Consider the following 11,779-nt stretch of genomic DNA (forward strand, 5'->3'; position numbering starts at 1 on the left):
ATGTTCCTGTCCAATTTCAGTATCAAGCGGCCCATCGCGACGATCGTCCTGATCCTGGCGATGATGTGCCTGGGCCTCATGGCGCTCAAGAAGTTGCGCGTCAACCAGAACCCGGACGTTGAAGTGCCGTTCATCCTGGTCTCGATTCCGTATCCGGGCGCCTCGCCGGAAACGGTCGAGCGGGAAATCGTCAACCGGCTCGAGAAATCGATGCAGAGCATCACCGGTGTGACCAGCGTGAACTCGAGCGCCGACGAAGGGTCGGCCACGATCTTCATGGAATTTAATTTCAAGCGCAACCTGATCGAAGCGTCCGACGACGTGCGCAACGCGATCGCGGCCGTGCGCTACAAATTGCCGGTCGAGATGCGCGAGCCGATCCTGCGCCGCATCGATCCGGCCGCCCAGCCGATCATGAACCTGGCGTTCTCGTCGACCAGCCAGAGCCACGCGGAAATTTCGCGCTATGCCGAAGACGTTCTGGCCGACCGCTTCCGCGCCATCGATGGCGTCTCGACCGTGACGGTGAATGGTTCGCTCAAGCGAGAACTGTCGGTCCTGCTGCGTGCCGAGAAACTGCGTGAATACAATGTGTCCGCTGGCGACGTGGTGAATGCCCTGCGTAACCAGAACACCAATGCGCCGGTCGGCAAGGTACGCGGTACGCTCGACGAAAAAAGCATCCGCCTGGTCGGCCGCATCGAGCGTCCGGAAGACTTCCAGGAAGTGGTCGTCAAGCGCAGCGGCGACCAGATCGTGCGGCTGGCGCAGGTGGCCGAGATCCGCGATGGTTTCGCCGATATCAACGGCCTGTCGATCCGCAGCGGCCGGCCCAACGTCGGCATCCAGATTGCCCGCTCGCGCGACGCTTCGACCGTGTCCGTGGCCAACGGCGTGCGCGAACTGGTCAAGGAAATCAACAAGGAATTGCCGGCCGGCTCCAAGCTGGAAGTGACGCGCGACGGCGGCATCGATTCGCAGCGCAGCCTGAACAATGTGATCGAGACGCTGATATTTGGCGCCGTACTGACCATTTTCGTGGTGTACGCCTTCCTCAACTCGTGGCGCTCGACCCTGATCACCGCGCTGTCCTTGCCGACCTCCGTGCTGGCCGCTTTCATCGCGGTGTGGCTGTGCGGCTTCACGCTGAACTTCATGACCTTGCTGGGCCTGTCGCTGGCCATCGGTGTGCTGATCGATGACGCCATCGTGGTGCGGGAAAACATCGTGCGCCACATGCAGAAGGGCTCGGATCGCCGCACCGCTGCGCTGGAAGGCACGGCCGAGATTGGCATGGCGGTGGCGTCGACCACGTTCTCCATCATGGCCGTGTTCGTTCCGGTGGCCTTCATGCCGGGTATTTCCGGCGAATGGTTCCGCCCGTTCGCGCTGACCGTGACCTGCTCGGTGATCGTCTCGCTGTTCATTTCGTTCACGCTCGATCCGATGCTGTCGGCCTACTGGGGCGATCCACCGGATTTCCACAGCGCGCCGAAAAAAGGTATCTCGAAGGTCTTGCAGCGTTTCAATGCATGGTTCGACCGCAAGGCCGACAGTTACGGCAATGTGATTGCCTGGGCGTTGCACCATCGTCGCTGGATGGCGATCATCGCGTTTGGCACACTGGTTGCCGCCGTTGGCTTGCATATGAAGTTTGGCGGCTCAAGCTTCCTGCCTAAAGCCGATTCCAGCAACCTCGCCATCGATGTGCGGATGCCTGCTTCGTCGAGCATCGAATTTGCGCGCCTCAAAATGGAGCGGGCAGCGGCGATTGCGCGTACGTTGCCGGAAACCAAAGAAACGAATAGTTCGATCAGCCCGAGTGGCGGACGGATTTATGTCGATATCGGCAAGCGCAGCACACGCAAACGCAAGACTGCCGAAGTGGCAGTGGAATTGCGCGAGAAAATCAGTCACCTGGTCGGCGCCGAGTACACGGTGCTGGACGATTTGAATGGCGGCGGCGGCAAGCCGGTGCAGATCGAATTCACGGGTCCCGATTCGCGCAAATTGCTGGAAATTACTGGCCAGTACATGGATAAGTTGCGTCTGATGCCAGGTGCGGTGGATGTCGGCCTGTCACAACAGGATCCGAAAGATGAACTGCAAATCGAAATGGATCGCGGCCTGGCCAATTCGATGGGTATTTCCGTCGGGGATGCGGCGCAAGCATTGCGCGTGGCATTTGCCGGTATCGAAGTGGGCGACTGGGTCGATCCGACCGGCGAAACCCGCGACGTGGCCGTGCGCCTGCATCCGGAAGACCGGGTCAATGCCAGCAATATCGAGCGCCTGCCGATTGCCGTGACCGGCAGCCAGATGATGGTGCCACTGGACCAGATCGCCAAAATCACGATGGGCAAAGGGCCATCGGGCATCGAGCACAAGGACGGCAAGCGCACGATTACCGTGTCCGCCAATGCCCAGGGACGCTCGAACGGCGAAGTCACCGACGACGCCATGAAACTGGCCAAGTCGATTGATTTCCCGCCAGGTTACGGCCTGAAGCTGGGCGGCGCAGGCAAGGATCAGGCCGAACTGTTCACGGAAATGCTGCTGGCGCTGGTATCCGGCATCGGCTTGATGTACCTGATTCTGGTGATGCAGTTCGGCTCCTTCACTGCGCCGCTGGCGGTCATGATGTCGCTGCCCTTGTCGCTGATCGGCGTCGTGCTGGCCTTGTTGCTGACCGGCGGCACGCTGAACCTGATGAGTTTTATCGGCATCATCATGCTGATGGGGCTGGTCGCCAAGAACGCCATTTTGCTGCTCGACGCCGCCCGCGAACTCGAAGCGGAAGGCTACGACCGTGAAGCCGCGCTGATGCAGGCCGGGCGCATGCGCCTGCGCCCGATCCTGATGACGACCTTCGCGCTCATCGCCGGCATGTTTCCGCTGGCGCTGGCGCTCGGCGACGATGGTCAGTTCTATCAGCCGCTGGCCATTGCGATCATCGGTGGCACGATCACGTCGACCTTGCTGACCTTGCTGGTGGTGCCGACCTTCTACGACAGCATCGAGATTTCGCGTGACCGCATGGTGGCCAAGTTCCAGCGTCGTGCTGCCCGCATCACGCCGCTGCCGGCTTTCCTGCAGACCATGATCGAAGCCTTGCTGACCTTGTTGCTGGTGCGTTTCGTGTACCGCATGATCATCAGGCTGGGCCAGGTCGCGACGGGGCGCAAGACGGCGCCGGTCTGACCGTCACCGCGAAACAGCCAGTCAAGCAAAGGGGCCCGCGCAATGCGGGCCCTTTTACATCGTCACTTAGTTACGCGGCGGCGTGGTGCTCGCGCCATTGGTGCCAGTGGTTCCACTGCCGGACATGTCGCTGCTGCCACTGGTGCCCGAGGTGCCGGACGAGCCCGCTGGCGGGGTGGTGGTGGTGGTGGTGGTGGTGCCGGTGGCGCCCGTGGTCCCCGTGGTGTCCGTCTGCGTGGCCGGGGCCGCCGTTGTGCCGGTAGTACCACTGGTGCCTGTCGCCGTGCTTGGCGCTGTGGCCGTGCTTGGCGTGGTGGTGTCAGGCGTGGTGGCGGTAGTGGTGGCGGTGGTGTCGTCCTTGCGGCAGCCGCCCAGCAGGGCAGTCAGTACGGCGGCGGTCAACAACAGTTTTGGGATGGGGTAGCTCGGTTTCATGGCATTTCTCCTGGTTCATGTGTAAAAATTGGACCGCAGGCGGCCCGGCTAGTTCGTCAAGTTCGTTTAAAAGTTGATTTGATAATAATGTTGCCGATTGCGTTTGATATAGATCAATCCAGCGCACATTCCTTGAGCAAGACTGCCGAAGTTCAGGGGTCGCTGCCCTGCCTGCCTGCAATCATTTCCAGCAAAAAAGGAATTTCCGCGGGGATCTCGCGCGCAAGGTAACCCAGCTGGCCAAACTGTCGGGCAAGCCGGGTGCCGGCCTGTGCGTGCAGCGCGACGCCCCAGCACGTAGCTTGGGCAAGGGTCGCGCCACGTGCGGCCAGTCCGGCCAGAATGCCCGCCAGCGTGTCGCCCGAGCCGGAGGTTGCCAGCCCGACATTGCCGCCTGCATGCTGCCAGCTGACGCCATCCGGGGCAGCAATCACGGTGCGCGCGCCCTTCAACGCGACGATGGCATTCCAGCGTGCAGCCGCGTCGAGGGCATGGTGGTCCGCATCGGCCACGATGGCATCCTTGGCGGCGCCGCTCAGATGGGCCATCTCGCCAGCATGCGGCGTCAGCACAACTGGTTGCAGAAAGCGGAACGGCGCCACGCCGTCCGGCGGGAACAGGATGGCGCCCATCGCGCAGGCATCCAGGACCACGCTGGTGTCGCTGCCCGCCAGGCGCGGCAGCAAGGCGTGCACCAACACGGCAGTGGCCCGTTCATCCTGCATGCCCGGCCCGATGAGGATGGCGCTGACCTTGTCGGCCAGCGGATCGAGCGTCGCGACGGCGTCGCGGGTAAAACCGCCGGTATCGGTCTCGGCCAGGCCAATCACGCGCGCTTCGGGCAGGGCCAGGGCGACCAGCTGGGCCACGCTGCGGCCCGTGGCAATGGTCAGCTTGCCGGCGCCGGCGCGCAGGGCCGCGGTGGCCGCCAGGATGACGGCGCCCGGCATCTCGCGCGAGCCGCCCAGCACCAGCACGTGGCCGCGGCCTTCCTTGTCGCTGTCCGGGTCCGGCATGGGCAGTTGCCAGGCCCGCAGCAAGGTCTGGTCGACAGCCATCGGCGCGCAGCTTGGCATCTCAGGCTTTCGGTGCGGCCGGGATGTCTTTCTCGGCCGTGACGGGCGTGGCAGACGCTTCCAGTGGCGCGACGAAGTTGAGCAGGCGTGCGGCCAGCTTGCCGCGCTTGCCCAGGGTGGGATCGAACGCATACGAGGTGACGGAGCAGTTCGGTACGTCGCCGGCGCGGTCTGCTTCCAGGATGCGCGCTTCGTCCATCCGCTCCAGCAAATAGCGGAAGCAGTTGACGGTGACCTGGTGGCCGACGATCAGCACGCGCTCGCGCGCGTACTCGCGCGTGATGGTGTCGAGCACGCTGCGCAGGCGCAGGATGACGTCGCACCAGCTCTCGCCGCCGGGCGGGCGAAAATAGAATTTGCCGACGTGCTGGCGCTGTGCGTACAGTTCGGGATATTTTTGCGAGATGCCGTGCGTGGTGAGGCGGTCGAGCACGCCGAATTCCTTTTCGCGCAGGCGCTCGTCGACTTGCACGGCGAGGTCGGCGCCAGGCATGCCCGCGATGATCAGGCGCGCAGTTTCCGCTGCGCGCACGTAGGGCGAATGCAGGACGATGTTGGGGCGGCCGTCCTCGGGCAGGCTGCCGAACCAGTCGCCCAGGGCCTGTGACTGGCGCTCGCCCAGGGGGGACAAGGGTACATCGACGTCACGCTCGGCGATGTCGATCAGCAAGCCGGCGGCGGCTTCCGCCGCATCGCGCGCGACGTTTCCGGCGCTTTGCCCGTGCCGTACCAACCAGATTTCCTGCGGCCATTTTTGCTCCATGCCTGATCCCGCCATCATATTGATATGGCAAGATCATAGCGGGATAGCCCTGCTGATCAGCGCACGTTACTGCGCAGACAGCCTGTCAGGCGACTTGCTCGTCGCCGTCGAGGTTGACGACGGCATCGCTATTGAAGACGGCGAGGTCGGTTTCGCCCAGCACGCGGCTGGCGACCGTCCCGGCGGTGATCGAACCGCTGACGTTGAGTGCGGTGCGGCCCATGTCGATCAGTGGTTCGATCGAAATCAGCAGGCCCGCCAGCGCCACCGGCAGGTTCATCGCCGACAGCACGATCAGGGCGGCAAAGGTGGCACCGCCGCCAACGCCGGCCACGCCGACCGAGCCGATGGTAATGATGCCCACCAGCGGCAGCAGGAACTGCATGGTGAACGGGTCGATGCCGACGGTCGGGGCGATCATCACGGCCAGCATGGCGGGATAAATGCCGGCGCAGCCGTTCTGGCCGATGGTCGAACCGAACGAGGCGGCGAAGTTGGCGATGCCTTCCGGCGTGCCCAGGCGCGACGTCTGCGTCTGCACGCTCATTGGAATGGCGCCGGCGCTGGTGCGGGAGGTGAAGGCAAAGGCCAGCACCGGAAAGATCTTGCGCACGTAACGCAAGGGATTCAGGCCAATCGCTGTGATGAGCAGCAGGTGCACGCAGAACATCAGGAACAGTGCGCTGTACGATGCCAGCACGAAATCGATCAGTTTATAAATGCTGTCCAGGCTCGAACCAGCCACGACTTGCGTCATCAGCGCAAACACGCCGAACGGGGTCAGGCGCAGCACCAGCGTCACCATGCGCATCACGATCACGTGCGCCACGTTGATGAACTGGTTGAACGAGGTGAACACTTCTGGCTTCTTGCCGGCGATGCCGGTGGCCGAGATGCCGATAAAAATCGAAAACAGCACTACCGCGATGGTCGACGTTTTGCGCGCGCCGGTCATGTCGAGGAAGGGATTGGTCGGCAAGAACGACAGGATCGTGGACGGCAGCGAAATTTGCTGCGCGGTGGCCAGCTTGGTATCCATGTAGTGACCGCGCGCCACTTCCGCAGCGCTGGCGGTCAGGCCGACCGCCGTCAGGCTGAACAGCTTGGCCATCAGGATGCCAATGCAGGCTGCCACGACTGTGGTGAGCAACAAGGTTGCGATGGTAATCGCGCTGATTTTGCCCAGCGACGAAGCGTTGCGCAGCTTGAGGATGGCCTGGATGATCGACACCATGATCAAGGGCATGATGATCATCTGCAGCAATTGCACATAGCCGGAACCGATGATGTCGAGCCAGGCGTCGGTCTGCGTCACCACCGCCGAGGTCGCGCCATACACGGCCTGGAAGACCGCACCAAGCAGGACACCCAGGCCCATGCCTGTAAATACGCGCTTGGTAAACGAGGCGTGCGCCGTCTGCATTTTGTAAAGCAGGGCGCAGACCACCAGCGCGATGGCCAGGTTCAGAAACAGGGGAAGGTTCATACAGGTCCTAGAAAATATGTCGCGGCATGGCGCGATGTCATCATTGCATTTTATAGCGGTTCGTGCCCGACTGCATCGAACTGATTGTTCTATACGTATATGAATTTTTGGTAGTTAGCCAAACGCCGTTTAGTTCCAGCGCGCGATTGATGCGCAACAGTCGGCTGCATGGCCGCCTTGCCTAAGCTGGGTATTCCGGTCGGCGGCGCAAGCGCCGGGGCGCAGCATCCGCCCGCCGTGCATCCCAATCAAGGAAAGGACCCCATCATGACCAGGACCATTGCCAGGCTCGTCGCCGCATTGCCACGGCTGTTGTTGTCGGCGGCGCTAAATGCGCTGCCCGCGCTCCTGCTGGCGCCGGCAGCACAGGCAGCGCCCACCTACACCGTGACAGTGCTGGGTGGCGCCGGCAGCGAAGCGCGCGACATCAACGAAGCAGGGCAGGTAGTCGGTTACATCACCAGCGGTGACAGCTTTCACGCGTTTTTCCACGACGGCGGCGCGCTGCACGACCTGGGCACGCTGGGGTATGAGCGCAGCTTCGCCCAGGGTCTGAACGACGACGGCACGGTGGTCGGCACTGCCTATTCGGCTGGCGCACGCCAGGCCTTCGTCTACGCCAGCGGCGTCGTGTCGGCGTTGCCGTTCGACGGCTTGAGCGACGCCAGCGATATCAACAACGCCGGCCTGATCGTCGGGGGCAAGTCATTTCCCGATGGCCAGGGCGGCACCTATATTCACGCTTACAAATACGTCGGTGGCGTGGCCACCGACCTGGGCACGGTTCCCGACGGCTACAACAGTTTCTCGGAAGGCGTGAACGAGGCAGGGTATGTTACGGGTACCGTTGAGGTGGGCGGCGCCCCGAATTACCCTTCCCATCCCTTCCTCTACACGACCGGTCCGCTCCAGGACCTGGGTGACTTCGGCGGCGTATTCGGCCATGGCTACGCGATCAACAACCATGACCAGGTGGTCGGCACCGCCGGCCGGTTCAGTTCAGACGACCTCCCGGGCGACATTTATCCGCGCCGCGCGTTCCTGTACCAAAACGGCGTCTTGCAGGACCTGGGGTCCCTGCTCACCAACGGCAGCAGCATTGCCAACGATATCAACGATGCCGGGCTCATCGTTGGCGTTACCGCGACGGTGGACGAGACGGTTGATTCCGCGTTTCTGTACATTGATGGCCAAATGGTCCTGCTCGACAGCCTGATCGATCCGGATTCCGGCTGGACCATTCAAAATGCGGAGGGCATCAACGAGCTGGGGCAAATCGCCGGCACGGCCTGCCAGGCTGGTCTGTGCTACGCCGTGCGGCTCGACCTGGCGCCCGCCGTGCCGGAACCGGCGACGCCATGGATGCTCGGCTCAGGTCTCGTCGGCCTCGGCCTGGCGCGCCGCGCACGTTCGCGCATTGCTACCGACGACGCGAGGAGCGGCACATGAAGCACCGTGTAAGCCATCTGGCGATGTTGTTGTGTGCACTGCTGGCGGCGGCGGTGCCGTTGTCTGGCCGGACCGAGCCGCTGTATCGGGTGACCATAGTTGGTCCCGCCAATAGTTCGGCCGTCGATATCAACCGGTCCGGCCAAATGGTGGGCAATTTGCAGGATGGAAGCGCGTCCTCGCGTGCATTTTTCTATGATGGCAATACGGTCCAGGATCTCGGTACGCTCCCGGGATCCGGCTACAGCATTGCAGGGGGAGTGAACGATAGCGGCACGGTGGTGGGCACCGCCGGTCCATCCGGCACATTCCAGTTACGCCAGGGCTTCTTGTATGCCAACGGGGTACTTGCGAATATCTCCCCCTCACCGGAAAGCATGGCCACCGATATCAATAATGTCGGGACCGCTGTGGGGATGGCGTTAATCACCAATAACTACGATCCTGAGGGGTCGCTGGCGAACCATGCAGTCACTTTCTTCAACGGCTGGTCAGGCGACCTGACGAACGCAATCGGCTTCCCGAACATGGTAAGCGAGGCGAACGATATCAATGAAGACGGCCATGCGGTGGGAACCATACACGACGCTTACAATTTTGGCGTGCCCGTCGCGTTCATGTATCGCGATGGTGTCACGCTCTACCTCGGGATGGGCGAGAATTGGTACGGCGTTGCCTCCGCCATCAACAAGCACGATCAGGTGGCCGGTCATTCATATGGCATGTTGGAGGATGGCGGCGCCGACATCACGCGGATGCATGCCGCAATGTACGACGACGGCGCGGCCAAGGACCTCGGTGCGATGCGCGAAGGCGGGAACAGCGCGGCATGGGATATCAACGATGCCGGACACGTGGTGGGCTGGACCGATACGATTGCAGGTGTCGGTGCATTTCTTTATCTGAATGGTGAAATGGTCTTGCTGGATTCCTTGATTGATCCTGCTTCAGGCTGGACCATCCAGGATGCTCAGGCCATTAATGATGATGACCAGATTGCTGCGACCGCCTGCATGGCCGGTATTTGCCAAGCGGTGCGGCTCGACCCGCTCACCGCAGTGCCGGAGCCATCGCAATGGGGTATGTGGGGTGCTGGCGCGTTGCTTCTGTTGTGCCGGCGCGCACAGAGGGCGGGGCGGGACCGGGTTGTGTGTTCACGATGCGGTTAAGCCTGAAGGGTTTGGCAGGCGGCCGCCCTGCAGGTCGCACCGGCGGGTGAGTGTATCTGTCAAAAAAATTCCCGCACAGGGCGGGAACCATTGCTTACTAGCTTGCTTGACGAATCGCCTGCAGGTGCGCGTCACCAGTTCAGCGCGCCGCTCAGTGCGATTCAGTCGGGCATCGCGCACCAGGGTTATCGGCGGCATTCGTGCCATCCGCCGCCATATTGGTGGCGCAATTGACCGGCGCGGCGCCACGCGCGGTAATGCTCTCGTCTCCTTTGGCCGGGTCGCCTGCGGCGGTCATGCCAGTGCCACTGCTACCCATTGCACCGTCGCTGTTCATGGGGGTGGTATTGCAGGCAGCCAGCGTCAACGCCATCATGCCGCCAAGGATCATGCCGGGGATCGTCGTTTTCATCATTGCTCCAGAAGTGGTGTAGATGCATTGATCATCGATCCAAATACCGGAATGACCAATAGGCGCAGGTCGTTTGTCCATGTAGGAGAAAATACGACAATCTTTCTAAGATTAAATAGTCTGTAACGAATTTTTAATTTAAAACGACGCGCCACGATCGCTGCTGCCAAAACAAAAAAGCAGTAACGATTTCTCGTTACTGCTTTTTTGTTTACTGCATATTCGTGGTAGGCCGTGCGGGATTCGAACCTGCGACCAACGGATTAAAAGTCCGCTGCTCTACCAGCTGAGCTAACGACCCGAAGAAGCAAGATTATAGGGGGTTGACCCAATTCTGTCAAATGCTCACACCCACAAACTTGCCGCTAAGTGCATTCGAGCCGTTTATTTCAGGACGGTCAGGCGATCCTTGGCAGTAGCGGCGGAAGCCGACTCAGGATATTTCTTGATCAGTGCCTGCAAGGTCTTCTTTGCGCTGACCTTGTCCTTCTGTTCGATGTAGCAGCTGGCGATATTGAGCATGGCGTCCGGCGCCTTGGCGCTGGTCGGGTAGGTGTTCACCACGACTTGCTGGGCCGCGATGGCACTCTTGCAGTCGCGCTGCGTGTAATAGGCGTTGCCCAGCCAGTACTGGGCGTTCGACGCATAGGCCGACTCCGGATAGCGGCGCACGAATTGCTGCAGCGAGGTAACGGCCGCCTCGTATTGGCCGGATGTGAATTGTCCGTAGGCAGCGTCATACGCCTGCTTTTCGTTTGGCAAAACTTCGGCGGCCTGGCCATCGATGGTTTCCTGGCGCGGCTCGAGTTTCTTGATGCGCGCATCAAGGTCTGTGTAGTAGTCGCGCTGGCGCTTTTGCGCGGTGGCGATATCGTTGGCCAGCACTTCCAGCTGGCCGCGCAGGCGCGCGATTTCCTGGTTGGTTTGCTCGTTGACGGCGAGCATGTCGAGTGCGGCGGTTTTGTCGGACTTGGTGTCGATGCGCGCATTCAGGTCGCGCGACAGATTATCGACTTTGGCGCGCAGGTCGAGGATCGCCTTGCGTGCCTCATCGTCATCCAGCAGGCCGGCATTCGCGTGCAGCGGCAGCCAGGCAGTCATGGCCAACAAGGCGCAGGCAAGGCGGGAAGGGGACAATTTGATCATGGGAACTCTCTCGATGGCGGAAAGGAAAACGGGGCGTCAGCAGTCTGCACTGCTGAACACCCCGCTGTCAATCAGGCGCGCCGTGGCGCGCCAGGAATCGCTTACTGGTACACGATGTCAGCGCGGCGGTTCTCGGCCCATGCTGCTTCGTCGCTGCCAGTTGCTTTTGGCTTTTCTTCACCCAGCGACACGGCTTCCATTTGTGCATCCGACACGCCCAGCGAGTTCATCGACTTGCGTACGGCTTCGGCACGCTTCTGGCCCAGGGCCAGGTTGTACTCGGTGCCGCCGCGTTCGTCGGTGTTGCCCTGGATCAGGATCTTGCGCGACGTGTTTTTGGTCAGGTAGCTGGAATGGTTCTCAACCACTGGCTTGCCATCGGCGCGCACGGTGTAGCTGTCGAAATCGAAGTACACGCTGCGGTTGGCCAACACGCCTTTTGGATCGTTCAGCGGATCGGTCGCGCCGGTGTCGACTGGACGGATATCGCGGTCGTTGGCAGGCTGCGACACGGTTGCTGGCACGCTACGGTCGGCTACTGGCGTGTCATTGAGTTTGACTGGGGTCTTGCAAGCTGCCAGCAGGGCTGCGCTCGTGATGATGAACGCTAAGCTTTTGAAATGTTGCATGGTTTTTTTCTCC

At 61.6% G+C, this 11,779-nt stretch carries 10 protein-coding genes and 1 tRNA gene; 3 read left to right on the top strand and 8 right to left on the bottom strand.

The features are described from left to right. A complete protein-coding gene (locus tag V6M87_RS01490) occupies positions 1–3,201 on the top strand; it encodes an efflux RND transporter permease subunit (RefSeq protein ID WP_332847943.1) in 3,201 nt (1,066 codons plus the stop codon). A gap of 66 nt (positions 3,202–3,267) precedes the next feature. Here V6M87_RS01490 and V6M87_RS01495 read toward each other — a convergent pair whose 3' ends face one another. From V6M87_RS01495 to V6M87_RS01510, 4 genes are all read right to left on the bottom strand, one after another. Beyond that, positions 3,268–3,636 (bottom strand): hypothetical protein, encoded by a 369-nt coding sequence (locus V6M87_RS01495; protein WP_332847944.1) that lies wholly within the window; start codon positions 3,634–3,636, stop codon positions 3,268–3,270. Between the two features lie 152 nt (positions 3,637–3,788). Continuing rightward, the gene (locus V6M87_RS01500) at positions 3,789–4,712 is read right to left on the bottom strand and encodes an NAD(P)H-hydrate dehydratase (protein WP_332847945.1); all 924 of its coding nucleotides are present in this window, start codon (positions 4,710–4,712) and stop codon (positions 3,789–3,791) included. 1 nt (position 4,713) lies between these two features. Beyond that, positions 4,714–5,475 carry a histidine phosphatase family protein gene (locus V6M87_RS01505; RefSeq protein WP_332847946.1) on the bottom strand — a complete coding sequence of 254 codons (762 nt, stop codon included), beginning with the start codon at positions 5,473–5,475 and terminating at the stop codon, positions 4,714–4,716. 85 nt (positions 5,476–5,560) lie between these two features. Beyond that, entirely contained in the window at positions 5,561–6,961 is a 1,401-nt protein-coding gene (locus tag V6M87_RS01510; RefSeq protein ID WP_332847947.1) for an L-cystine transporter, read from the bottom strand. Between the two features lie 267 nt (positions 6,962–7,228). Between V6M87_RS01510 and V6M87_RS01515 the strand changes: the two genes are divergently transcribed. Both V6M87_RS01515 and V6M87_RS01520 read left to right on the top strand, forming a co-directional pair. Next, the gene (locus V6M87_RS01515; protein WP_332847948.1) at positions 7,229–8,410 is read left to right on the top strand and encodes a DUF3466 family protein; all 1,182 of its coding nucleotides are present in this window, start codon (positions 7,229–7,231) and stop codon (positions 8,408–8,410) included. Then, positions 8,407–9,579, top strand: a complete 1,173-nt coding sequence (locus V6M87_RS01520; protein ID WP_332847949.1) for a hypothetical protein — start codon at positions 8,407–8,409, stop codon at positions 9,577–9,579. Before V6M87_RS01515 ends, V6M87_RS01520 begins: the two co-directional genes overlap by 4 nt. A gap of 151 nt (positions 9,580–9,730) precedes the next feature. Here the strand turns inward: V6M87_RS01520 and V6M87_RS01525 are convergent, their stop codons facing one another. From V6M87_RS01525 to pal, 4 genes are all read right to left on the bottom strand, one after another. After that, positions 9,731–9,991, bottom strand: a complete 261-nt coding sequence (locus V6M87_RS01525) for a hypothetical protein (RefSeq protein ID WP_332847950.1) — start codon at positions 9,989–9,991, stop codon at positions 9,731–9,733. Positions 9,992–10,216: 225 nt separating this feature from the next. Then, positions 10,217–10,292 (bottom strand) — tRNA-Lys (locus V6M87_RS01530). An 83-nt stretch (positions 10,293–10,375) separates the two neighbouring features. Next, positions 10,376–11,137, bottom strand: a complete 762-nt coding sequence (gene ybgF / locus V6M87_RS01535; RefSeq protein WP_332847951.1) for a tol-pal system protein YbgF — start codon at positions 11,135–11,137, stop codon at positions 10,376–10,378. Positions 11,138–11,238: 101 nt separating this feature from the next. Beyond that, positions 11,239–11,766, bottom strand: coding sequence for a peptidoglycan-associated lipoprotein Pal (pal, locus tag V6M87_RS01540; RefSeq protein ID WP_332847952.1), 528 nt, complete (start codon positions 11,764–11,766; stop codon positions 11,239–11,241). Between the last annotated feature and the right edge of the window lie 13 nt (positions 11,767–11,779).

It is taken from the genome of Massilia sp. S19_KUP03_FR1 (assembly GCF_036688685.1).
GTDB lineage: Bacteria > Pseudomonadota > Gammaproteobacteria > Burkholderiales > Burkholderiaceae_D > JALYUM01.